This window comes from Gordonia sp. UCD-TK1, assembly GCF_001691435.1.
In the GTDB taxonomy this organism is placed as follows: Bacteria; Actinomycetota; Actinomycetes; order Mycobacteriales; family Mycobacteriaceae; genus Gordonia; species Gordonia hongkongensis.
The window spans coordinates 101640-124909 of the sequence record NZ_LZMP01000004.1 but is presented as its reverse complement, the minus strand read 5'-3'; the positions used below and the strand labels follow the sequence as shown (position 1 = coordinate 124909).

Below are 23270 nucleotides of genomic sequence, written 5' to 3'. Positions count from 1 at the left end.
AGGATCGATGTCGACCATTCTGCTGTGCGCCACGCCGCTGGCCGGACACGTCGGTCCGCTCACCGCTGTCGGACGTGTGCTCGCGGATCGGGGTCACGAGGTGATCATGCTGACCGGCTCGCGTTTCGCCGACCGGGTTGGCGACGCCGGGCTGACCGTCGAATCGCTGACCGGAGTCGCCGATCTGGACGAACGTGACCCCGACAGCTTCACCCCCGACCGGCATCGGTACCGCGGACTGGCGCTCTCGCGCTACCAGGTCGAGCGGACGTTCATCGCGCCGCTGCCGGAGCAGGCGACGGCGGTGACATCGGTCCTCGGCCGCCGGAGTGTCGACGTGATCGTGTGCGACGGAACCTTCGCCGGGATCATCCCCCTGTTGTCCCGGCCCCCGGGCCGGCGGCCTCCGGTGATCGGTGTCGGCACCATGCCGCTCGCTCAGTCCAGTCCCGACGTCGCCCCCTTCAACAGTGGCTTGCCGCCGATGTCCGGTCCACTGGGTCGGCTCCGTAACCGGTTGGCTCACATGGCAGTACGACGGGTGTTGTTCGCGTCCACGCAGTCCTCGGCGCGCGACCTGGTCCGACGGGCCGGGGGCTCGCTTGATCATTTCGTCCTCGACCTGTCCAGGGCGTTCGACCGTTTCGTTCAGTTGGGCCCGGCCGAATTCGAGTATCCGCGATCAGATCTCGCGCCGAACACGGTGTTCGCGGGGCCGGTGTTCCCTGGCGGTGCTGTTCCCCCGCCGCCGTGGTGGTCGGAGATGGTCGACGACGACCGCCCGATCGTTCACGTCACCCAGGGCACGCTCGACAACGACGACTTCTCCCAACTGATCGAACCCGCCGTCGCCGGGCTGGCCGAGATGGACGTCCAGGTCGTCGTGACAACCGGCGGTGCGGACCCGGATCCCTTGCCGCGGAACGACAACACGCGGGTCGCGCGGTTCCTCGACTACGACGCCCTATTGCCGCGCACATCGGTGCTGATCACCAACGGCGGCTACGGCGGAGTGCTGCAGGCACTGCGCCACGGCGTGCCCGTCGTCGTCGTACCAGGGGGTGAGGACAAGCCCGAAGTCGCGGCTCGGGTGGCGTACTTCGGGGTCGGCGCAGATCTGGGGACCCGGCGACCCGCTCCTGCGGACCTCGCCGCGACGGTACGCCGCATCCTGGCCGACGACGGCGTTGCCGTTCGGTGTCGGCAGATGGCGCATGCGATCGCCGGTTACGACTCGACCCAGACGATCGTGACCGAAGTCGATCGGGCGGTTCGTCGATCGACCCGCTCATCCTGACCCGCCGCGCGGTCTGTGTCATCCGGATACCCGAATGTCGGCGCATCTGCCGACGACAACCGAGAAAGAGAGCCCGACATGAGTGATGCACGAGCAGTCATCGACGCGCACATCGATGCCTTCAACGACCGCGCACCGGAGAACGAACCATGGTCCGCCGATGCGGAATTGGTCTCGCCGGGTGGGGTGTTCACGGGACGGGAGGGCGTACTGGGTTTCCTGTCCGTCTTCCAGGGCGCCTTCTCCGACGGTCGCCTCACCGTTGGTTCGTATGTCGTCGACGGCGACAACGCCTCGGTGGAGGGCACGTTCGACGGTGTCCACGACGGTGTGTTGCAGAGTCCGTCGGGTCCGGTCGAACCCACCGGACGGCCTGTCTCGTTCCGATGGAGTGCGACCTACCGGATCGACGGCTCGGAGCTGATGTCCGAGCACCTGTACTTCGATCAGCTCGACTTCCTCGGGCAGCTGGGTGTGCTCCCCGGATGAGTCGTGCTCGGCGCCGGTTGATCAGGGTCTTCGCGGCTGCGCTCGTCGCCCGTCCGATCGTCTCGGGTACGCAGGGAATCGTTTCGGCGGCACCGGTATCCGCGTCGGCGTCGGTGATCAGCAGTGTGGCGGTCGGGCCGCAGCGGCACGATCTGGTGATCCGTTCGGCTGCGATGGGCCGGGACGTGCCGGTGAGTGTGTTGCACCCGGCGCACTCCCGGTCGCGCGGGACGCTGTATCTCCTCGACGGGGGCGGCCGCAAGACGGCGATCAGCGACTGGATTCGGGAAGCCCGCGCGGACAGGTATTTCCGCGACAAGGACGTCAATGCGGTGCTGCCCGGCGGCCAGGGGGCGTTCTACACGAACTGGCAGCACGACGACGCGACGTTCGGGCGTCCGCAGTGGGAGATCTTCCTGACCGTCGAACTGCCGTCGCTGATCGACGGCCGGTTCCACGGCAACGGGCGGAACGCGGTCGCGGGCCTGTCCATGGGCGGCCAGGCCGCGTTCACACTCGCGACGCGCCGGCCGGGCCTGTACACGGGCGTCGGTTCCATCAGCGGTTGCCCGTTCACGACCGGCCCGGTGCACGAAGGGCAGATCCGAGCCGCGATCATCCGGGACGGTGGGGATCCCACCAACATGTGGGGTCCGTGGAACGCGCCGGGATGGGCCGACCACGACCCGGGTCGCCGCCTGCCGGCCCTCGTCGGGAAGCGCGTCTTCATCGCGTCCGGGACCGGCGCGCCCGGCCCCCTCGATCAACGCACCCGGCTCGACCCGGGCCGGCACCGTGCGGAGAAGATCGCGACGGGAGCGGTACTCGAGAAGTCGGTCAACGCGTGCTCGAACGAGTTCGCCCGCCGGATGAGGTCCGAGGGACTGCAGCCGGTCGTCCATTTCCGCGCGATCGGAACGCACGCATGGCCCTACTGGGCCGAGGATCTGCCCGTGATGTTCGCCGCACTCGCACCCGGTCTCTGACCGCCCGCGAGTGACTTCGCGCCATTCCGGGTACACCGCCCGCATGGCTGACAACGACCCCGCCCGCAAACCGTTCAACCCGCAGAACCCCGACCCGTCCAGCACGGCGGGACTCGAGCCCGGCGGCGGAGTGGCGCCCGGTGACACACCGCCGGCGGAATCCGCGGTCGGGGGAGAGGAGCACGAACCGCCGCAGCGCAGGCGTGCCGGCGGCGTGATCGTCATCGCCGTCGCGGCGATCATCTTTCTCGTCGTCGCGCTCGGTCTGATCGGCCGCGCCGTGGGGCTCTTCTAAGGGTCACCGCCGGTCACGTGCCGCGATGCCGGGCCGACGGGCGACGGGCGACCCGGTCGAACCATCCCACGATGTCTCCGGTCACAGCGGCGGTGTCAGGGGCGCACCCAGCCGTCGGCGATGAGCTCGACCAGCAACTGGGCCTTGTTCCCGATCGGCCGGCCGGCTTCCTCGTAGCGTCGGGCGACACGCCGATAGTGCTCGCGCACCGTGCTCTCGGCGATCTCGTGGATACGCGACGTCTGACGCAGCGTCGCACCCAATGTGTAGGTCTGCAGGATCTCCAGCTCCCGTTCGGTGATGCGCACCCGGTTCGCGAGTGTGGGTGCGGACGGCGGGGTCGGCGGTCCCACCGCAGTCTCGAGCGCCCGCTGCAGCTCGTCCTCGGCGGCCGGGGCCCGCGGTGAGACACGGACGTGATCGAAGCCCGCGACCCCGTTGCCCACGAAGATGACCTTGACGGTGCGCAGCGATGCCACCCGCCGGACGAATCCGAGCATCGCGGCCGACCGCACCAGAATCGCGCTCGGGTTCCGTAGGGCAGCGAGCTGGGCGGGTTCGACGACCGTCGCGTCGTAGCCGGCGCTCTCCACGAGAGCGGCCAGGGCGGCGTCGAAGATGTCGTGCTCGGCAACGACGGCCGTGATTCGCCGCTCCGGACTCGGCGCGGCAGTGGGCCCGGTGCCGGGGGTCGCCGACCGGGGGGCGTCGTTGAGGGGTACGGACACGTGCCGGGATCTCCTGTCGACTTCGATTCGGCCGGGAGCTGTGAGCCGAACACACGGCGGGACTCTCTCGGATGATCGACATGGCTCGCGATCGGGCATCGAGAATTTATTTCACGAACGCCAATTTCTTCAGCCTCACGAACATGAGACGGTTTGTCAGCGGTATCTCGAACCTGATGTGGTGATCGCAGGGTAAATAATCACCCTGTCGTCCGATCGGATGCGTGATCGCGCACACCGTGGACATATCGGGCATGATCATGCCTGTGCCGACCGACATGCGGGTCCTCGTCGCCTCCCCGCTGGGACACGTGGTCGCGGTGCCGCTGACCAAGGCGCTCGACCAGGCCACGGTCACCGTTGCCACCGGCCGCGACGAGTTCGTCCAGTGCATCGCCGGCAACGTGCGATTCGACGTCGTGGTGGCGGATCTGATCTGGAACCGACCCGACCTGGAATGGACCTTCGACGGACTCGACGTCATCGACACCCTCGACCACCATGACCGGCACGCGCCGGTTGTCCTGGCGACCCAGGGACACGGGCTGGAACAGGACCATCTCGACGAGGCGCGGTTGCGCGACGAGGTCGCGGGGGTCATCGCCAAATCGGACGGTTTCGCGACGCTGGTCGGTGTTGTGCGCTCGGTGGCGCTCGGCCAGGCCCTGCCCAGGGCCGCGTCGGCGCGCCGTCCACCGCTCTACCAGTTGTTCGATGGTCGGCGCGGCCATACCGCGGGCCGTCTCGCGGGGGCGATTGCGTCGGGCAGCGCCTCGGACAACGCCTCATTGGCCCGCGCCGCCAAGGTGTCGCCGAACACGGCGAACAAGGTGACGAGCCACTACCTCGGGCCCATCATCGTCGAGCGCGGTGAGCACGACGCATCGCTGCCGATGACCCAGGCCGCCGTCTACCGGTGGTGCGGCCTACACGCGCGATACCTGATCAGCTGGTGCCGACGCCATGGGCACTCCGACGTCCTCGGATCGATGCCCACGTGATCAGTTCGGTTGATCAGTTCGCGTGAACCCCGACGGTCCGGTCTCGCGCTGGAGGCGTCGCGGATTCCGGCACGGTGATCCCGCTCCGCTCGCCGAACCACCGCAGGATCTCGACACCGGCGAGGGCCCCGGTGTCGGCGGTGATCGTGAGCCCGGGCGCCGACCAGCCGAGCGATTCCAGCTCACCGTGCCGCGGGCGGATCGCGTGATCGGCGGCGAGCAACAGGTCGGTGTCGAGCCAGCCGTCGCCGGCCGCGCAGAGCACTGCCGAGTCGTCGAGGGTGCCGTCAGCGACGAGCCGTCGCCGGACTTCGGCGATGGCCGCCGACTTGGTCACCGGCTGCGGGGTCGCGTAGATCTTGCGACCCTGCTGGGAAGCCGTCCAGCCACGTGCGTCGCACCACTGCTGCCATTGTTCGAGGAACTTCGGCGGTTGGACCGCGGGGTCGACGACCAGGTAACAGAAGAGGTCGTCGGCGGTCCGCAGAGCGGTGACCCAGGAGTCGTCGATGCGTGTTCGGAGTTCGTCGCGGACCTCGTCGAGGGTGGCGCCCGCGCGGGTCACCTCGCGGTCGATGTGCGCACGCCATTCCGGATCGTCGGCGCCGTCGACGAGGATCCGGCCACCGTTGCTGACCACGGCGTGGCGAAATGGGCTGCCCGGCAGATCGATCCGGGCAAACTGTGCCGGGGTGCGAGTGGTCGTCGGTACGACGACGACCTCACGTGCCAGGATGGTCATCAGTTCGACGGCGGTCGTGGTCATGTACGACAGCGGCGCGTCGCGGTAGATCTCGACGCACACGGTCTCCAGGGTCGCGAACTGCTCGTCGCCCATGGCGGCGCGTGAGTAGATCATGGTCCGGTCGAGATCGGTGGCGACCAGCGCGTTCACGAGTCCTCCTTGATGAGCCCGACACACGAGTACGCGAGATCGGGCGAGACCTCCACGGGCACATCTCGTTCGGCGGCGAGCAACCGGATGTGGCGATGTTCGGGCAGATCGTCGGCGCGCACCAGGATGCGCCACGGTACGCGACGCAGCAGCACCCGCGTCGTCTCGCCGACGCCGGGCTTGACCAGGTTGATCGACGACAGGCCGTACTCGGCTTGGATCTGTTCCACGGAACGCCAGCCGGACCAGTCGGGCCGGCGTGACTCCGGCGTCATCGCCGACACCGTCGCCCGAACTCGGTCGGCGACTGCATCGAACTCGGCGCTGACGGTGTCCAGGAACAGTCCCGAGACATCGAAGTCGGCGAGATGGCGGTAGAACTTCGCTCCGTGGAACTCGCCCGGACCGATGTGGTCGGCGTTCAGGACGGTGCGCGAGACCAGGCCGGAGACAGTGGAATTCAAGCAGGCGGAGGCGATGAGGAAGTCGTCCCTGGTGCCGAACAGGGTCGTGCAGGAGCCGGAGTCCGCCAGCACCGCGAGTTCGTCGTGCAGTTGCGGCCGGCCGGCGCGCGCGTAGTCGTCGACAGCGGCGGTGAGTTCGCGCTGGATGGCGCCCTTGCCGGTCCAGCCGTCGACGAAGACGACCGACTCGGCAGGGTGCCGCGCCACGATGTGATCGAGTGCGACGGTGTCGATCCCGCGGGCGCGCACGATCGAGATCGTGTAGTGCTGGGGTTCGATGCCGTGGACGGCCGCCATCCACCGTCGGATCAGGATGCCGACCGGGGTGCCGGCCCGCGCCAGCGACACCAGCGTCGGCGTGGAATGCCGCTCGGCCAGGATGAGTTCGGACACCACGCCGACGGCTTCCGCGAGGCGCTGGGCCGAGGACCGTAGCGTCGCATGGAAGAGTTCCTGGTACTCGCGGCCGGGTTGATACTCGATCGGCAACGACTCCGCGTAGTGGGCCTGACCGGACTGGATTCGGCGTTCCCGTTCGCGCAGTTCACCTTCCAACGCCACGTCGGACAGGTCTTTGAGCAGCCAGGTGACCTCGTCGGCCGCGTACGAACCGAACTCCGGTCCGCACAGCGGTGGCGTGGTGGTGGCGATGTCCATCAGCGCACCGCCTCTCGGGTTCGTGCCAGGGAACGTTGGTCGGTGGCGGGCACGACGGCCAGCACCACCGGGTGCCCGGCGGCGGTGAGGACGTCGATGAGTCCACCGGGCGCACGCAGCTCATCGGTGTCGGCCGGCGAGTCGACGATCAGGACGACCTGCGGGTCCGGATGGTCGACGGAGGACACGTTGTAGACATACCTTGGCGTCTCCGGATCGGGTTCCGGTGCGGTGAACCGGAATCCGCGCCGGAGTGGATAACCCGGGACGTCGTGCACCTGGGCCGGCGACCTCGTGGTGGTCTGGTATCCGGTGGCGAAGCCACGACGCTCCAGCGACTCGGCGATGCACAAGGGTGCGTACATCAGTTCCTCGTGCCCGATCACGACAACCGGGCGCCGCGGATCGAGTTGTGCCGCCACGGTGTCGGCGGCCGCGGTCGCCGCTCGCCGGAAGCCCGTCGAGTCGGTGCGGAGAATTCCGTGCCGGCCGCCGTCGGGAACTGCCGCCGGCCAGTCGAGGGCCACCGCGACCAGGCCGCCGCGCCGGGCTGCCACCGGGTTGAGCTCGTCGGACCCGAGCTGCCACACCTCGTCGAGGAGGTCCGGGGGAAGGGTGATCGAGCCGTGCGCGAGCGCCACGTAAGCGACATCGACGCCGAGTTTCGCTGCGAGATCATCGCATTCCGACTTCTGCGCGGGGGTACGCATGTCGACCAGGGACGCCACGACGAACCGCTTACGAGGACGGTCCGCGACGATGGCCTCGATGGCGCCGAGCGCGGTCTTGCCGGTGGAGATCTCGTCGTCGACCAGGATCAATACCTCCTGGGGTGTCATCGCGTCGAGGAAGGCGGAATCGCTGGGCTGCAGCAAATGCGTCGTCGCATGTGAATGCCCTTCCTCGAAGGTGCCCGTCACCACCACATCCGGGCGTCTGCGCCGCGTCGAGTGCAGATACCGGGATGCGGAAATGCGTTCGGCGACAAAGTGTCCGAGACCGGTCGCGGTTTCGGCGAAGCCGAAGACGACGGCGTCGCGCGCCGCATTCGCACCGATCTCGGCGATGATCGCGGCGCCCAGATCGTCGGCGGCGCCACGGACAATGGCGGGCGAGGTCGGGATGTGCTTGCCCAGCACGGTCGAGACCAGCAGATGAGCACGGCGTCGATTGTGGCGCAAGCCGAGTGAGACGAGGTCGCGGACCGTGTGACCCGGAGCGTCGCCGACGTCGGCGATCTGAACGCCGAAACGTTCGGTCACCCAGTCGATGCCGACGGTGTCCGGATCGTTCACGAGTTCGCCTGCCCGGGCGAGGCGAGCGCGGTGAGCAGGTCGACGAACGAGACCCCCTGGCGGGTCACGCCGAAGGCGGCAGCGCGATCGATGACCCGCAAGGCCCAGTTGCGGTGGGGCTTCAGCTCGTTCATCTTGTTGCGGTACGACGACGCCCGTACCCCGCCGGACTCGCCGGCCAGGATGTCGAGTGCATCGTGATACTCCTCGTGGGTGACCGCCGACAACGCGTGCACCGCGGCGACATGCGCGGGGTGGATGACGGTCTTGCCGTGCAGGCCGTTGGCGCGGTCGAGGGTGATCTCGCGGAGGAGACCGTCCATGTCGCGGCTGACGAGCTGCTGCCGGAAGTAGACGGCGTCGTTCTCGCGGAACGGCGTGTGACGCAACATGGGCTGGAACATGCGCTCGTGGTCGGCGAAGTACTCCCATACCGGCCCCGTCACGACGAAGCCGCTCTCGTCGCTGCGGCCGAGATGGTTGACGATGCCGGCGATCACATCGGCCGCGACCCGGACGTCGTAGATGGTCAGGTCACGATCCCGGCGGATTCCGAAGTGACTACAGATGTCGGTGGCACCGATGCGCACGGCGAGCACGTGGTCACGGTGCGCGCTCAGGAGCGACGCGAGGGCGGTCAACTCGTCGTCGCGGGTCTCGCGGTGCACGACCGCGGCCGACTCGAGAACCGGCATGACCCAGAGGTGCTTGTCGAGGATCTGTCCGGCAGCGGCAACGGCGTCGAACGCCTCGGGTGCATTCTCCGACGAGAACTTCGGGATGACGAACCCGGTCAGCACCGACGGGGTGTCGAGCGCGGTGGCGATCGGCACTATCCGGTCGGCCGACCGCGGACGGACGAACAGCAACATCGGCCGGCACGGGTTCGCGGCGATACCGCGCAACGCGGCCACGGCGTGCTCGATCGCCTCGGCCTCCTCGTCGTCGGCGACGGCGTCCTCGAGGTCGATGACCATCGAGATCACACCCTCGGCGCGGCGTCGGCGGATGACCTCGGCAAGATCGGGCCGGGTTGCCGGGACGTACAGGGTGGCGCCCAGCGCGACGGCGAGCCGCTGCGCCGGCCAGGTCGGCTCGATCGGCTCGGGCTGCCGATGGAACAGGGAGTTCGAGACCGACGGCTCCAGGTGGTCGAAGTGCCGGATCGTCCCGGGCTCGAGACCGGTGTCGTCGTGTCGTGCAGTGGTGGTCATCCTGCGGCCACCTGTCCTCTCATCCGCGAAACGATCTCGGTGATCCGGTCGTCCACCGCACGCAGCTGCGTCAGGTAGCTCCAGTAGTCGGGGTGGATGCGATCCAGAACCCCTTTGGCGCGCTCGATCCGGTCGGCCTGAGCATCGAGGACCGAGCCCCATTCGTCAACCAGACGGTGATTGACCGCAAAGAGCTGGGCGTCGCGCAGGCGAAAGCGCACGCGCTGCTCCGCGCCCCGCGGGTCGGCGCGCACCTCCCGCAGGAGTCGCAACCGGTCGAGCACGGCGTCGACGGCCTTCTCCGCGACGGCCAGGTCGTCGCGGGCGGCGTCGGCGCGGCCGATGGCCTGGTCGGGGGCAGCATCGACCATCGCGCGGGCGGCCGCGAGCTCGGCGTCGGCGTGTTCGAGCCGTTCGTCGACGACCGAGCCGTTGCGCTGTAGATCGAGGGAGCAATCGGCACTGAACTCCCGGCGCAGTGCCGAGAGGGTGTCGGGGAGTTGCGCGCTCCGGGTGGACACCGCGCTCCGGCGCGTTTCCACCGAACGGATGACCTGCTGTGCGCGGTCGGCGAAGGCGGGGGCCTCGGCGAGAAGTTGTTCGAGGCGACGCGCCGAACTGAGCACGGCTGCCGCGGCGGTCTGCCGGGCACGCAGCCCCGCGCCCTGGTCGAAAGCCGTGAGCGCACGAGCGAGGTCGTCGGTGGCATCCGACACCGACTGCAGTCGTGCCACCGCCGGTGCGGCGTTCTCCAGGGCGGTCATCGCCCGGTTGGCGGCCACCCGCGCCTCGTGGTCCTGGGCGTCGGCGGCCCGCACCGTGGCCCGCGCCCGCTCGAGGGTCTCGGCGTTGGTCCGGGCGAAGTCGCGCATGGAGGCGGTGATCGACCGCAGCGCCTGTGTCGACCGGTCGAGATCCCGGGGGTCGACGCGTGTGCCGGCCGGGGGGGACACCAGCCGGAGGTAGTCCGACGTCGCCTGGGCGTGCTGCTCGCGGATGTCCGACCACGAGGCGCGCAGGCGCGACCGCGGGTCGAGGGCGGCGGTCACCGCGACGGCCGGATCGATCTCGGCCAGGACGGATTCGGACTCCAGGAACGCTGCCGTCATTTGTTCCGATGATGCAGGTGGCGCGGAATTCGTGCGTGAATCGTTCCCGAACCAACGACGTACGAAGTTTCCGGGCACCACTCGATGCTATCGGCTATTTTCATCTCGGTATGAGGCCGGATTCCCCGGCTCACGGCGAGCTGGGATGCCGAGATGCCGGCAGGTGCCGCGGTGCGGGGATGGCGTCGGGAGACGAACGAGGGATGGTCGATCGGCGGCCTCCCCACGGCGCGAGAGAGGCACGTCGAATGCAGTTGGTACAACGGTCCAAACGCGTGGTGGAAGCCAGGCTGAACAACTCCGCGGTCCGCGCGATCAGCGGGTCGATGGTCGCCTACGAGGGACAGGTCACCTTCAAATCGGCGGGCTTCGGCGGCGGCGACGGCGTGCTCGCGGGCCTGAAGCAGCGGGCCACCGGGGAGGCGCTGTCGCTCATGGAGGCCTCGGGCAACGGCATCGTGTACTTCGCGCACAACGCCGCCGAGACGACCGTCATCGAGCTCAACAACGAGACCCTGCAGGTGGAGTCCGAGCAGCTGATGGTGCTCAACGGCAACCTGCAGACCAACGTCACCTTCGCCGGTCTGCGCGGAGCGTCGTCGGGTCAGGGTCTGTTCACCACGACGGTGAGCGGCCACGGACAGATCGCACTGTTGTCCAACGGCGGCCCGCTCATCCACCTCGAGGTGTCACCGCAGTATCCGCTCGTGGTCGACCCGGACGCGTTCGTCTGCGCCCGCGGCCAGTTGAGTCAGTCCTTCGTCACCGATGTCTCCTGGCGGTCGGCGCTGGGACAGGGTGGCGGAGAGGCGTTCTCGTTGCGCTGGGATGGCAGCGGCGTCGTGTCGATCCAGCCGACCGAGCGGTGAGGGTGAGGTAGCGAGAATGTTCACCAAGGTCAACAGCAAGGTCGTCTCCGTCGACATCGGCCGTACCGGGCCGGTCGTCGCGCGACGCGGGGCGATGCTCTTCTACAAGGGCAACGTGCACTTCCAGCCCCACCAGATCGCGGGAGCCGGCGGTATGGGCGGCGGGATGCCGGGACTGGGCGGCATGGGCGGGATGGCCGGCCGGATGCTCGCCGGCGAGCACGAGTCGACGATGATCGCGCAGGGGCACGGCGAGGTGCACTACGGCTTCCTCGGCATCGAGGTGCACGTCGTGGATCTCGCAGCGGTCGGCGGCACGATCCGGGTCGAGGCGTCGCGGCTGCTCGCCTACGCGGCCAACCTGCAGGCCTCCGTCGTCTCGGTCGCCTCACAGGGCGGTGGTGGCGGCGGTGGTGGCGGCCTCTTCGGTGCATTGCGGTCCGCTGCCGCCGGAGCCGTCACCGGTCAGGGCATGTTCACGACGCAGCTGTCGGGTCCGGGTTCGGCGGTGCTGCTCGGGCACGGTGGGGTCTTCGAGCTCGAGGTGTCCCCGGCCAAGCCGCCGGTGACCGTCGACCCGCAGGCGTTCGTCGGGTCGGCCGGTCAGGTCAACACCAGCCTGCGGTCGGCGATGAGCTGGCGCAACGTGGGTCGAACCGGCGGTGAGGCAATGCAATTGGAGTGCTCCGGACAGGGCATCGTGTACGTGCAGGCATCGGAGGAGAAGCTATGAGTCAACTCAACACCGTGTGGAGTCCGATGAATTTGCCGTCGGACGACAACGTGCCGGACAACAACTACTCCTTCTGCATCGACCTCAACCAGCCGTGGTTCATGTCCAAGGGCGCGATGATCGCCTACTACGGTCAGATGCAGTTCACCGCACTGACCCAGGGTCTGCAGGGAAACATGCTGCAGATGGTGGCGCAGCAGTTCTCCGCCCCGCTGTACCTCGGTGACTACGTCGTCGCCGAGGGCCACGGCAAGCTGATCATCGGCGACCGCGGATACGACATCAACGCTTACGACCTCGAAGACGGCAACCTCACCATCCGGGCAGCCAATCTTCTTGCCTTCCAGCCGAACCTGTCGCTCAACCAGTCGATCGTGCCGGGGTTCCTGACGCTCATCGGCACCGGTAAGTTCCTCGCGTCGTCGAACGGCCCGGTGATGTTCGTCGAACCGCCCGTGCGCGTCGATCCCGAAGCGCTTGTCGGATGGTCGGATTGCCCGTCGCCCAGTCACCACTACGACGAGGCGTGGGTCAACGGTTTCATCGCGGCCGCGGGCCGGCGGATGGGGTTGAACTCGGGCGAGGAGCGCCAGTTCGACTTCACCGGCGCGGGAACGGTTCTCGTGCAATCGAGCGAGAAGGTGCGCGACGACTCGTCGGTCCTGCGCACCATCCAGGGTCATCTCCCGGGCATGTCGGTGCCGAGCCTGCACCAGATCAACCAGCAGATCACCCAGCAACTCGGGCAGCAGCAGGGCTGAGTCGGGCTCTCGAAACCACTGCGCCGCAGGACCTTCGGGGTCCTGCGGCGCAGCTGTTTCTCCGCTCCCTAATCCGAAGGGCGACATAGCCACTGTTCCCTGAGGTGCGAGGAGCGAAAGCGACGAGCCTCGAAGGGCCTGGCGACTCAAGTCACCAAACCCTTCGAGGCTCGCTTCGCTCGCACCTCAGGGGGCAGGGGGAGGCGTTTCGCTCGTACCTAAAGGAGGGAGGCGTTTCGCTCGCACGTCCCAGGAGCGCGCTTCGCTTCGCACCTCTTGGAGGGCAGGTCAGATGTTGACCTTCTCCTCTTCGCCCTTCGCCGCGAGGCGGTTGCGTCGGACGATGCTGGAGATCAGTGCGGCGATGATCAGCGCGACGCCGATCAGGCCGGTGATGATCTCGGGGACGTGGGTGCCGATGGAGTACAGCAGGATGAACGCCAGCGCGCCGATCGCCCAGTGCGCTCCGTGCTCGAGGTACACATACTCCGACAGCGTGCCCTTGCGCACCAGGTAGACGGTGAGCGAACGGACGAACATCGCACCGATGAGGCCGAGGCCGAGGGCGATGATGATCGGATCCGCCGTGATGGCGAACGCGCCGATGACGCCGTCGAACGAGAACGACGCATCGAGGACCTCGAGGTAGAGGAACAGGAAGAAGCCGGCCTTGCCTGTCGCCTTGGCCAGGTCCGACGGGCCCGACTTCCCGCTGTTCTTCTCGATTGCCGCTTTCTCCGCGGCGTCGGTGCCGGGCTCGGCCGCTTCGTCATCTTCCGCGGTCTCGACGTTGAAGTACTCACCGAGGCCGTTGACCAGGATGTAGGTGATCATGCCGAGTGAGCCGGCGATCATGACCGTCGACCGCTCGTCGGGCGCGGCGATGTAGGTCGCAGTGAGGACGAGAAGCGTCATGGCGATGACGACCTCGAGCATCTCCAGCTTGCCGATCTTCTCGAGCGGCCGCTCGATCCAGGTCAGCCAGGTGAGCTCCTTCTGCTCGAAGACGAAGCCGAGGAACAGCATCAGCAGGAACATGCCGCCGAAGGCCGCGATCTGCGGGTGGGCGTCGGTGATGATCGTCTCGTAGCTGGGATCGCCGTTGGGGAAGTACGCCGCATCGTTGGGCGGCGGGTTCAGTGCGAGGTCGAGCGCCTCAACCGGGTTGAGACCCGACGCGAGCCACACGATGACCAGCGGGAACACCAGTCGCATACCGAAGACGGCAATCAGGATGCCGATGGTGAGGAAGATCTTCTGCCAGAACTCGCTCATCCGGCGGAGGATCGTGGCATTGATGACCGCGTTGTCGAAGGAGAGCGAGATCTCGAAGACGCCGAGGATGGCGGTCAGGATCAGCGCTTCGACGCCGCCATAGAGGAAAGCGATGATCAGCGACACGATCGTCACGACGACCGAGAGGCCGAAAATTCTTACTACCACTGGCTTGTGGCCTTTCTAGGGTGCGTGGAAACCAGCCGACCGCATTGTCGGAGAGGAGTGGTGACGCGCGGATGCCGCACCCGTTCGACAACGGGTGCGGCATCCACAAGCACGTTCAGTCGGACAGCCGGAGTCTACGAGAGACTCAGACGTTCACACCGAAGTCGCGGGCGATGCCCGCGAGACCCGAGGCATAGCCCTGGCCGACCGCGCGGAACTTCCACTCCGACCCATGACGGTACAGCTCACCGAAAACCATCGCGGTCTCGGTGGAGGCATCCTCGCTGAGGTCGTAGCGGGCGATCTCGGCGCCGCCGGCCTGGTTGACGACGCGGATGAACGCGTTGCGGACCTGGCCGAACGACTGCGACCGTGCGTCCGCGTCGTAGATCGAGACGGGGAAGACGATGGAGTCGACGTTCGGCGGAACGCCCGCGAGGTCGACCTTGATGACCTCGTCGTCGCCCTCGCCCTCACCGGTCAGGTTGTCGCCGGTGTGCTCGATCGAGCCGTCGGGCGAACGCAGGTTGTTGAAGAAGATGAAGTGCTGGTCGGAGAGGACTTTCTTGTCCGCGCCGAGCGCGATGGCGCTGGCGTCGAGGTCGAAGTCGGTACCGGTGGTGCTTCGGATGTCCCAGCCGAGGCCGACGGAGACCGCAGTCAGGCCCGGAGCCTCCTTGCTCAGCGAAACGTTTCCGCCCTTGCTCAGGCTCACGCCCATGGTTTGCGCCTTTCTGTTGGTACAGGGTCTCGTGATGTCCGATGTGCCCGATACGGGCCACTCGGAGCAATCGACAACACTCTATGTGAAGGGTCTGGCGCGGTCACTGATTTGGTTGGATGACCTGCGCGTTCGCCTCGCTGTGAGGCTCGCGGCGGCAGCAGTTCACCCCGATGCTCCATGTGTTCACGACGAAGACCGCCCACCGGCGGCATGGCCGTCGACTCGGAGTCGTCGGCCGCCTCCGATGGGCGGTCTTCGTCGGATCTGTCGTAACAGGGATTCGCCGAGGCTCAGGCCTCGATGATGAACTCCTCGAGCTGCTGACGTGCGACGTCGTCGGCGAGCTGCTTCGGCGGGGACTTCATCAGGTAGGCCGAGGCCGGGATGACCGGTCCGCCGATACCGCGGTCCTTGGCGATCTTGGCGGCGCGCACGGCGTCGATGATGATGCCGGCCGAGTTGGGGGAGTCCCAGACCTCGAGCTTGTACTCGAGGTTGAGCGGCACGTCGCCGAAGGCGCGACCCTCGAGGCGGACGTAGGCCCACTTGCGGTCGTCGAGCCACTCGACGTGGTCCGACGGGCCGATGTGGACGTTCTTGTCGGCGATCTTGCCGGCCAGCGGACCGTTCAGGTTGGAGGTGACGGCCTGGGTCTTGGAGACCTTCTTCGACTCCAGACGCTCACGCTCGAGCATGTTCTTGAAGTCCATGTTGCCGCCGACGTTGAGCTGGTAGGTGCGGTCGAGGGTGACGCCGCGATCCTCGAACAGCTTCGCCATCACACGGTGGGTGATGGTGGCGCCGACCTGGCTCTTGATGTCGTCGCCGACGATCGGGACACCGGCGTCGGCGAACTTCTGGGCCCACTCGGGGTCCGAGGCGATGAACACCGGCAGGGCGTTGACGAAAGCGACGCCCGCGTCGATGCAGCACTGGGCGTAGAACTTGTCGGCCTGCTCCGAGCCGACGGGGAGGTAGCTGACGAGGACGTCGACCTCGTTGTCCTTGAGGGCCTGGACGATGTCGACACCGGAGCCGTCGGCCTCGGTGATGGTCTCGAGGTAGTACTTGCCGAGGCCGTCGAGGGTGTGGCCGCGCTGGACGGTGACGCCGGTCGGCGGCACGTCGGCGATCTTGATGGTGTTGTTCTCGCTCGCGAAGATCGCGTCGGACAGGTCGAAGCCGACCTTCTTGGCGTCGACGTCGAACGCGGCGACGAACTCGACGTCGCGGACGTGGTACTGGCCGAACTTCACGTGCATGAGGCCGGGAACGGTGGAGCTCTCGTCGGCGTCCTTGTAGTACTGCACGCCCTGCACCAGGGATGAAGCGCAGTTTCCTACGCCCACAATGGCAACGCGCACCTTATTGGGCTCACCCATGGTCGGGTTCTCCTTCTTCTCGCGGCATCGCAGTCGTTCGCTGCGCAACCGGTGTTTTCCGTTGCTCGGGTTCGTCGAGCTGTTCGTCCCGGCTCGGCGTCGAGTCCGGGTCTTGATGTTCGTCATCGGCTCGTCCGGTGGAGGCCGCGGGCCGCCCCGGATCGAACGGTGACCGTTCGCCGTCGGCGAGATCGTCGTCGAACGGGTCCGGCGACCCGCCCTGCTGGGAGCTCTCGGCCGCGATCAGCTCGTTGAGCCAGCGGACCTCGCGTTCGCTCGATTCGAGGCTGAGCTGATGCAGCTGACGGGTGTACCGGTCGACGGCCCGGTTGGACCGCCCGACGATCTCCCGCAACCCTTCTCGACGCTCCTCGACCTGCCGCCTGCGACCCTCGAGGATGCGCATGCGCGCGACCGCGGGGGTCCGGCTGAAGAACGCCAGATGCACACCGAAACCGTCGTCGGTGTAGTTCTGGGGTCCGGTGTCGGCGACCAACTCCGCGAACCGTTCCCGGCCCGCGTCGGTGAGCTGGTACACGCGCCGGCCACGCCGCACCTTCACGCCCAGGGGCGTCTCCGGTTCGTCGATGAGGCCGTCGGCCTGCATGCGACGCAGCGTCGGGTAGAGCGATCCGTACGAGAACGCACGGAAGGCGCCGAGCAGGCCGGTGAGCCGCTTGCGCAGCTCATAGCCGTGCATGGGGGATTCGAGAAGCAGTCCGAGAATGGCCAACTCGAGCACTTCGCCACCCCCCTTCGCGGTCCTGCCGATGACTGTCACTACTTCCTCGGATCGATGTGCCGGCACGCTCTGACGAGCCGACACCTCGTTCCGATGTGTTTGCCAATGTATCGCACCGATATAACTGTGTCCACGAGCGGTCGGTCGGCGGGAGGACGGACACGCGACGACGCCACCACGCGGCGATCGACCATCCCGGGTGTGGGTCCGTCGGACCCGCGTGCCGGACCCCGTCGGCCCGACGCCCCGGCGGAGACCACGTACCCTGAGAACCGTGCAACGCCAGATCGTCGACTACGCCCTGCAGCGGCGCGCTCGGCTGTCCTCGGTCCACGCGGGCCGGACCGCCGTTGCCGAGGTCTGCGATGCGAGCCCCTACCTCCTGCGCGCCGCGAAATTCCATGGTCGACCCAGCACCACGATGTGCCCGATCTGCCGAAAAGAGCAGGTCACGCTGGTGTCCTGGGTGTTCGGCGACCGCCTCGGTCAGGTGAGCGGGTCGGCACGCAGCAACGAGGAGATCGCCCGGCTCGCGACGACCGCCGAGGAGTTCTCGGTGCACGTGGTCGAGGTGTGCCGGACCTGCAGTTGGAACCATCTGGTCCAGTCGTACGTTGCCGGGCTGCCGCCGCAGACCACGCGTCGCTCCCGACGCGTGGCCAAGTAGCGCGCCGGCCTGCGGTTTTTTGCCCGGGGCGGTGGCCTGCTGTCACAGTGGAGCGGCACGAGGCCAGAGAAGTTGACCGTGCTCGCCGGATGACGAATGTCCGTGCGACCCGGTAGGAAGGTGGACGATGAGCGAGGCACGTGGTTCTTCGCCCACGCCGCGACGCACCGGAGTCCGACCCGGTCCGGGCGGCGGCGGTCAGAACAGAAGTCAGACAGCGACACGACACCGACGGTTCGCGTGGGCGCTGGGGATCGTGGGCGCCATCGTGCCGGCGATCGTGCTGGTGCTCATCATCGCGTTCGCGGCCACCTACTTCACCGCCGAGATCCCCGAACCGGAGGTGAGCCAGAAGGCCACCATCGTCGACACGTCCGGGCGGACCCTCGCAGACGTCACCTCGCCCGACGGCAACCGCACGGTCGTCCCGTTCGACGAGATCCCCGAGACGATGAAGCAGGCGATCGTCGCCGCCGAGGACCGGGAGTTCTGGACCAACAACGGCTTCTCGCCCCGCGGCCTGTCCCGCGCTGCCATCGGTCAGATCACCGGCAACCAGACCGCCGGCGGTGGCTCGACCATCACGCAGCAGTACGTCAAGAACGCGATCGTCGGTGACGAGGTCAGCTACTCCCGGAAGTTCAAAGAGCTCGCGATCGCCGCGAAGATGAACGACCGGCACGGCTGGTCGAAGGAGAAGATCCTCGAGGCCTACCTCAACACGATCTACTTCGGCCGGGGCGCCTACGGCGTCGCGGTGGCCGCGCAGAAGTTCTTCAACAAGTCGATCACCGACAAGCGTCGCGCCGAGCGCAACCCGCTCACCTTCGAAGAGGCCGCGCTGTTGTCGGCGGTCATCCGCGCGCCGTCCTACTACGACCCGGACACCAACCGCGAGGTCACCGAGGCGCGCTGGCGTTACGTCCTCGACGGCATGGTCGAGACCGGTGCCATCACCCGCGCGCAGGCCGACAACGCGGTCTTCCCCAAGACCGTCAAGGCGCGTGTCAGCGACTCCGACGAGACCCCCGGACCCAACGGTCTCATCAAGCGACAGGTCCTCGCCGAGCTCAACCGCATCGGCATCACCGACAAGCAACTGCGGACCGGCGGTCTCAAGATCAGCACCACGATCGATCCGCAGGTCCAGAACGGCGTCGTCCAGGCGGCCTGCCGCAAGAACCGGATCTACAAGTGCCCCGAAGGCGAGCTGAACGGCGAACCCGACGACCTGCTCGCGTCGGTGGTGTCCATCGACCCGCAGACCGGCGGGGTCCGTGGCTACTACGGCGGCGACAACCCGGGCGGCTGGGATCTCGCCCAGGCGGGCCTGCAGACCGGGTCGTCGTTCAAGGTGTTCGCGCTCGTCGCGGCGCTCGAACAGGACATCCCGTTGTCGAAGACCTACAGCTCCGCACCGTTCCAGGCCAGTGGCGGACTCACCGTCGAGAACTCCGACGGCGAGAGCTGCGGTACCTGCAACCTCGCGACGGCGATGAAGATGTCCCTCAACACGGTGTACTACCGCCTGATGATGGACCTCGACGGCGGTGCCCGGGCGGTCGCCGACGCCGCGCACCGCGCGGGTGTGGCCGAGTCCTTCGGCAACATCGAGCACACCCTGCAGGAGGCCAACGGCGAGCCCGAGGGCGGTGTGGTCCTGGGCCAGTATCAGTCCCGGGTCATCGACATGGCCTCGGCATACGCCACGCTCGCGGCCTCGGGTGTCTACCACGAGCCGCACTTCGTCCAGAAGGTCGTCGACGCCGAGGGGCAGGTCCTCTACGAGCGCAAGACCGAGGGCAAGCGCGTCTTCCCCGCGAAGGTCGCCGACAACGTCAGCGCGGCCCTCGAACCGGTCGCGGCGTACTCCAACGGCAACTCGCTCTACGACTCCTCGCTCGGTTCGCGGCCGTCGGCGGCCAAGACCGGCACCGTCCAGCTCGGCGACACGGGGCAGAACAAGGACGCGTGGATGGTCGGTTACACCCCGCAGCTGTCGACCGCGGTCTGGGTAGGCACCAGCGACGGCACAGCCCTGACGAACTACAACGGCGCGTCGATCTACGGCAGCGGCCTGCCGTCGTCGATCTGGAAGTCGGCGATGGATGCTGCGCTCGAGGGCAAGGAGATCAAGCAGTTCCCGGAGCCGGAATCGGTCGGCGGCGTGGCGGGCGTGCCGTATGAGGCACCGGCCACCACGTACGCGCCGTCGCAGCCCCGGCGTGGGCCTTCCATACCGAATTTCGACATCCCCGACCAGGGCGGTGACGGCAACCTCACCCTCGCACCAGGCGTGACGATCCCGATCCCGGGCGCTCCGCGCAACGGCGGCGGTGGTGGCGCCGGCGGCGGGAACAGCCCCGGTGGTGGCGACGGTGGTGGCGACACCGGCGGTGGCGACGGTGGCGACCTCGGCGGGATACCCGGCGGCGGTGGAGACGGTGGCGGAGGAGTCCCTGAACCGCCCATCGGCTGACCCGGACCCGGCCGACTCCGCGGCGAGCGGCTCTGAACCCGTCTGGGACAGCCCTGCACCACTGGCGAGCGATCAGCGTGTCGACGATACACGCATCTTGCCGACGCGCACGGACGGTCTGGTGCGAGAGGCGAGTTCGCTCGTCGGCGGGCCGGTCGGGGCGCACGCCGTCATCGGGCGCGGCCGGCATCTGACTCCGCTGCGGGTGCTCTTCGCGCTCGCGTTGTGCGGACTCGCGCTCGGCTGGTTCGGCAAGGCCGGGTGCCTGCAACAGGCGCCGGCCGACTCCGGGGCCGCCGGCGCGAGCGCCGAGATGCGGCTCGACTGGGACGATCAGCGTCAGTTCACCAACCTCTGCTACTCCGACGTGATCAGCCTGTTCGGGGCGGAACGCCTCAACCGGGGAGCGCTGCCCTACCGCGACTTCTGGTTCCAGGAGGGCTCCGAAGGCGAGACCATCAAGCGGTACATGGAGTATCCGGTCGTCACCGGGATGTTCATGTACGGCGCGGCGCAGCTGACGCAGGGCTGGGTCTGGGCCGAGGCCAACTGGGGTGTCCCCGGCGCGCTCGACGTCGTGCTGTTCTTCACCATCGCCGCCCTGGCGTTGGCGGCGTTCTGGCTCGTGACCGTCTGGGCGACGGCCCTCACCGCGCGAACCCGCATGTGGACGGTATGGCTGGTGGCGCTGTCCCCCCTCGTCGTCGTCCACGCGTTCACCAACTTCGACGCCATCGCCACCGCGGCCGTCGCGGTGGCCCTGCTGGCCTGGTCGCGGGAGAAGTTCTGGGTGGCCGGCCTGTTCATCGGGCTCGGCGCGGCCGCGAAGCTGTATCCCGCACTCCTGTTGGTGGTGCTGGGTGCGCTCTGTCTGCGCAGCGGGAGAGTCCGCGAGTTCGGGATCACGGCTGCGACGGCGATCGGCGCCTGGCTGGCGGTCAACCTGCCGATCCTGATCCCGTACCCGACGGGGTGGTGGGAGTTCTTCCGATTCAACGGCGATCGGTCGGCGGACCCCGACACCATCTACCGGATCGTGGCCGACTCGGCTGGTTTCACATGGAACATCGGTTATCTGAACGCGTTGTCGGTGGGTCTGACGGTCGCCGTGATCGCGGCGGTGGCCGCGATCGGAATCCTCGCGCCGCACCGACCCCGCGTGGCCCAACTGACCTTTCTCGCGGTGGCGGGCTTCCTGCTGGTGAACAAGGTGTGGAGTCCCCAGTACTCGCTGTGGCTGGTTCCGCTTGCCGTGCTTGCCATTCCACATACTCGACTGCTGCTGGCCTGGATGACGCTCGACGCCCTGATCTGGGTGCCGCGGATGAGTCTGTTCCTCGAGGCCGAACGTCGCTGGCTTCCCGACCAGTGGTTCACCGCAGCCGTCGTGCTCCGCGGACTGATGGTGCTGGTCCTCTGTGCCGTCGTCCTCTGGCAGATCTGGCATCCGCGCGACGACCTCGTCCGCCGCGGGAACGACGGCCGATGGTACGACGACCCGGCCGGTGGTGTCCTCGACGGTGCTCCCGACCGGATCGGCCGCCGGGCGAGGACGCTCGGCACGGCGGATGGTCCTCGGGAACCGGCCCCGGTGGGCGGATGACGGTCACCGAACGCGACGGAACCGAACCGGGCCCCGCTGCGTCCAAACGACCATGAAGCACACCACACTCGCTCTCCCCGACGATCTCACCGACTGGCTCTCGGCGGGCGACCGGGCCGCCGAACTGCACTCCGACACCGTCGCCGTCGACCGGCAGTGGTGGACGGACGCGCTCGCCGAACACGGGCTCCCGGATTCGTTGCTCGGCAACAAGATCAGCAGAGCAGACCTGTTCGCGCTGGGGTCTCGGGCCACCGACTCGCCCGACGACGCGATTGCGTTGCTGTGGAACGTCGTCGCGTTCTGTCTCGGCCGCCGCACCTCCGACGGCAAGAAGCGGATCGCCGCGGTGTCCGCCGACCGGAAGTACCTCGGCGGGCTGCTGAGAGACGCGGCCGAGACGGGCCGCGAGGAGCCCGGCGCGGCGTATGCGATGCTTCGGCCCGACAAGGGCGGCAACATGATCGAGCGTCTGGGTCCGGCCGGTTTCACCTGGTTTCTCTACTTCGCGGGCGCCGGGGAGCCGAAACATCCGAGTCCGGTCCTCGAGAGCAAAGTGGCCAGGTCGCTGCGCCGTGCCGGCTGGCGGGACCTTCGCGAGTCGACGTGGACCGCGGCCGATTACGTCGCCTACTCGAGGGTCGTCGACGGGTGGCGTGCGGATGCGGGCATCGACCGCAACGACGTCATCGTGCGGGGCCTCTTCGCCATCTCGCCGCCGAGCGGCTGGGATCATCCGTGGCAGGCATGGGAACGACAGACGTGGGAACGCGAGAACTGGGTGAGGGGACCGTTGACGACGGACGACCTGCGCGCCGTACACCGCTGGCTGTCCACGCTCGCCGCGCTCACCTCCAGATCGGCTGCCGCACACGAGGAGTTCGAGCGGCTGGGGCACAAGATCAACACCGCACTAGGAGGCGAGGTCGGTGAGATCAGGGCGTCGCTCGAGGGCGATCGCTACCGGCACTCCTACCACGGGGAGTACTGACGGTTGGGTGACCGCTCCGGTGGGTAATGACGGATCATGTCGGATACCGCACCACACATCTCGGACGACACCGCGGAAGCGGTCGGCAAGGTGGGGGAGGCGCTCGAGTACATCGAGCGCGCCCGCGGCCACCTCTATTCGTTCCACCAACTCATCGGACGCGGCGATCTGCTGCTCGGGGAAGCAGTGGACGAATTACGAAAGGCCGGACACGGGGAGTTCGCCGACGAGCTGTCCACCGAGTTGGTGGGTCGCAACGTTCTCGAGGGGCGCTGGACATTCCAGGTCGTCGAGGAATTCGACGACACCTACTGGGGCCCGTTGCGTGAGTACGTCAACCGGGTTCGAGCCGACCTGACCGACGGCCAGCGACACGTGCACGAGGCGCGGATGAAGGAAGACCGGCGCACCCAGGGCCATCCCGAGCACACCGCGAATCCCTAGGC

23 protein-coding genes are annotated in these 23270 nt (G+C 67.7%); 13 read left to right on the top strand and 10 right to left on the bottom strand.

Translation table 11 applies throughout. The annotated features are described in order from the left end of the window. The first annotated feature begins 7 nt into the window (after positions 1 to 7). The 4 genes from A9310_RS04260 (at position 8) to A9310_RS04245 (ending at position 3067) form a co-directional block, all read left to right on the top strand. The gene (locus tag A9310_RS04260; RefSeq protein WP_065629503.1) at positions 8 to 1297 is read left to right on the top strand and encodes a glycosyltransferase; all 1290 of its coding nucleotides are present in this window, start codon (positions 8 to 10) and stop codon (positions 1295 to 1297) included. 78 nt (positions 1298 to 1375) lie between these two features. Beyond that, positions 1376 to 1786: an ester cyclase gene (locus A9310_RS04255; RefSeq protein ID WP_058252902.1), complete on the top strand. Its 411-nt coding sequence runs from the start codon at positions 1376 to 1378 to the stop codon at positions 1784 to 1786. Beyond that, positions 1783 to 2772 (top strand): alpha/beta hydrolase family protein, encoded by a 990-nt coding sequence (locus A9310_RS04250; RefSeq protein WP_065629502.1) that lies wholly within the window; start codon positions 1783 to 1785, stop codon positions 2770 to 2772. Before A9310_RS04255 ends, A9310_RS04250 begins: the two co-directional genes overlap by 4 nt. A gap of 43 nt (positions 2773 to 2815) precedes the next feature. Then, entirely contained in the window at positions 2816 to 3067 is a 252-nt protein-coding gene (locus A9310_RS04245; protein WP_065629501.1) for a DUF6480 family protein, read from the top strand. Between the two features lie 95 nt (positions 3068 to 3162). Here the strand turns inward: A9310_RS04245 and A9310_RS04240 are convergent, their stop codons facing one another. Then, positions 3163 to 3795: a helix-turn-helix transcriptional regulator gene (locus A9310_RS04240; protein WP_254661169.1), complete on the bottom strand. Its 633-nt coding sequence runs from the start codon at positions 3793 to 3795 to the stop codon at positions 3163 to 3165. Positions 3796 to 4055: 260 nt separating this feature from the next. Here A9310_RS04240 and A9310_RS04235 point away from each other — a divergent pair, with 260 nt between their 5' ends. Then, positions 4056 to 4796, top strand: coding sequence for a response regulator (locus A9310_RS04235; RefSeq protein ID WP_065629525.1), 741 nt, complete (start codon positions 4056 to 4058; stop codon positions 4794 to 4796). A 13-nt stretch (positions 4797 to 4809) separates the two neighbouring features. On the opposite strand, the gene A9310_RS04230 is transcribed toward A9310_RS04235, so the two are convergent. Genes A9310_RS04230 through A9310_RS04210 form a run of 5 tightly spaced genes read right to left on the bottom strand, consistent with a single transcriptional unit; the run spans position 4810 to position 10430 of the window. Beyond that, positions 4810 to 5691, bottom strand: coding sequence for an HAD family hydrolase (locus tag A9310_RS04230; protein ID WP_065629500.1), 882 nt, complete (start codon positions 5689 to 5691; stop codon positions 4810 to 4812). After that, entirely contained in the window at positions 5688 to 6812 is a 1125-nt protein-coding gene (locus A9310_RS04225) for a cysteine protease StiP family protein (RefSeq protein WP_065629499.1), read from the bottom strand. Before A9310_RS04225 ends, A9310_RS04230 begins: the two co-directional genes overlap by 4 nt. Further along, positions 6812 to 8107, bottom strand: coding sequence for a phosphoribosyltransferase family protein (locus tag A9310_RS04220; RefSeq protein ID WP_065629498.1), 1296 nt, complete (start codon positions 8105 to 8107; stop codon positions 6812 to 6814). Before A9310_RS04220 ends, A9310_RS04225 begins: the two co-directional genes overlap by 1 nt. Continuing rightward, complete coding sequence (locus tag A9310_RS04215; protein ID WP_065629497.1) at positions 8104 to 9321, bottom strand: HpcH/HpaI aldolase/citrate lyase family protein; 1218 nt, start codon at positions 9319 to 9321, stop codon at positions 8104 to 8106. Before A9310_RS04215 ends, A9310_RS04220 begins: the two co-directional genes overlap by 4 nt. Then, positions 9318 to 10430, bottom strand: a complete 1113-nt coding sequence (locus A9310_RS04210; RefSeq protein ID WP_065629496.1) for a hypothetical protein — start codon at positions 10428 to 10430, stop codon at positions 9318 to 9320. Before A9310_RS04210 ends, A9310_RS04215 begins: the two co-directional genes overlap by 4 nt. Before the next feature lie 248 nt (positions 10431 to 10678). Between A9310_RS04210 and A9310_RS04205 the strand changes: the two genes are divergently transcribed. Genes A9310_RS04205 through A9310_RS04195 form a run of 3 tightly spaced genes read left to right on the top strand, consistent with a single transcriptional unit; the run spans position 10679 to position 12793 of the window. Continuing rightward, complete coding sequence (locus tag A9310_RS04205; protein ID WP_065629495.1) at positions 10679 to 11299, top strand: AIM24 family protein; 621 nt, start codon at positions 10679 to 10681, stop codon at positions 11297 to 11299. A 16-nt stretch (positions 11300 to 11315) separates the two neighbouring features. Further along, the gene (locus A9310_RS04200) at positions 11316 to 12032 is read left to right on the top strand and encodes an AIM24 family protein (RefSeq protein ID WP_065629494.1); all 717 of its coding nucleotides are present in this window, start codon (positions 11316 to 11318) and stop codon (positions 12030 to 12032) included. Next, positions 12029 to 12793, top strand: coding sequence for an AIM24 family protein (locus A9310_RS04195; protein ID WP_058252893.1), 765 nt, complete (start codon positions 12029 to 12031; stop codon positions 12791 to 12793). Before A9310_RS04200 ends, A9310_RS04195 begins: the two co-directional genes overlap by 4 nt. Positions 12794 to 13081: 288 nt before the next feature. On the opposite strand, the gene A9310_RS04190 is transcribed toward A9310_RS04195, so the two are convergent. The 4 genes from A9310_RS04190 to A9310_RS04175 all read right to left on the bottom strand — a co-directional run bounded on the left by A9310_RS04190 (position 13082) and on the right by A9310_RS04175 (position 17084). Continuing rightward, positions 13082 to 14236 carry a DUF475 domain-containing protein gene (locus tag A9310_RS04190; RefSeq protein ID WP_065629493.1) on the bottom strand — a complete coding sequence of 385 codons (1155 nt, stop codon included), beginning with the start codon at positions 14234 to 14236 and terminating at the stop codon, positions 13082 to 13084. 145 nt (positions 14237 to 14381) lie between these two features. Then, positions 14382 to 14957: a TerD family protein gene (locus A9310_RS04185; protein ID WP_058252891.1), complete on the bottom strand. Its 576-nt coding sequence runs from the start codon at positions 14955 to 14957 to the stop codon at positions 14382 to 14384. Between the two features lie 293 nt (positions 14958 to 15250). Next, positions 15251 to 16342, bottom strand: a complete 1092-nt coding sequence (locus tag A9310_RS04180; protein ID WP_065629492.1) for an inositol-3-phosphate synthase — start codon at positions 16340 to 16342, stop codon at positions 15251 to 15253. After that, a complete protein-coding gene (locus tag A9310_RS04175) occupies positions 16335 to 17084 on the bottom strand; it encodes a PadR family transcriptional regulator (RefSeq protein ID WP_065629524.1) in 750 nt (249 codons plus the stop codon). The genes A9310_RS04180 and A9310_RS04175 overlap by 8 nt, the downstream gene beginning before the upstream one ends. A 274-nt stretch (positions 17085 to 17358) precedes the next feature. Between A9310_RS04175 and A9310_RS04170 the strand changes: the two genes are divergently transcribed. The 5 genes from A9310_RS04170 (at position 17359) to A9310_RS04150 (ending at position 23268) form a co-directional block, all read left to right on the top strand. Further along, positions 17359 to 17751 carry a DUF5318 family protein gene (locus A9310_RS04170; protein ID WP_065629491.1) on the top strand — a complete coding sequence of 131 codons (393 nt, stop codon included), beginning with the start codon at positions 17359 to 17361 and terminating at the stop codon, positions 17749 to 17751. Positions 17752 to 17878: 127 nt separating this feature from the next. Further along, positions 17879 to 20230 carry a transglycosylase domain-containing protein gene (locus A9310_RS04165; protein ID WP_065629490.1) on the top strand — a complete coding sequence of 784 codons (2352 nt, stop codon included), beginning with the start codon at positions 17879 to 17881 and terminating at the stop codon, positions 20228 to 20230. A 61-nt stretch (positions 20231 to 20291) separates the two neighbouring features. Then, on the top strand, positions 20292 to 21833 hold the full coding sequence (locus A9310_RS04160) for a glycosyltransferase family 87 protein (protein WP_223259053.1): 1542 nt from the start codon (positions 20292 to 20294) through the stop codon (positions 21831 to 21833). Between the two features lie 52 nt (positions 21834 to 21885). Further along, a complete protein-coding gene (locus tag A9310_RS04155; RefSeq protein WP_065629489.1) occupies positions 21886 to 22824 on the top strand; it encodes a hypothetical protein in 939 nt (312 codons plus the stop codon). Positions 22825 to 22860: 36 nt separating this feature from the next. Further along, positions 22861 to 23268: a hypothetical protein gene (locus tag A9310_RS04150; RefSeq protein ID WP_058252885.1), complete on the top strand. Its 408-nt coding sequence runs from the start codon at positions 22861 to 22863 to the stop codon at positions 23266 to 23268. Positions 23269 to 23270 lie beyond the last annotated feature (2 nt).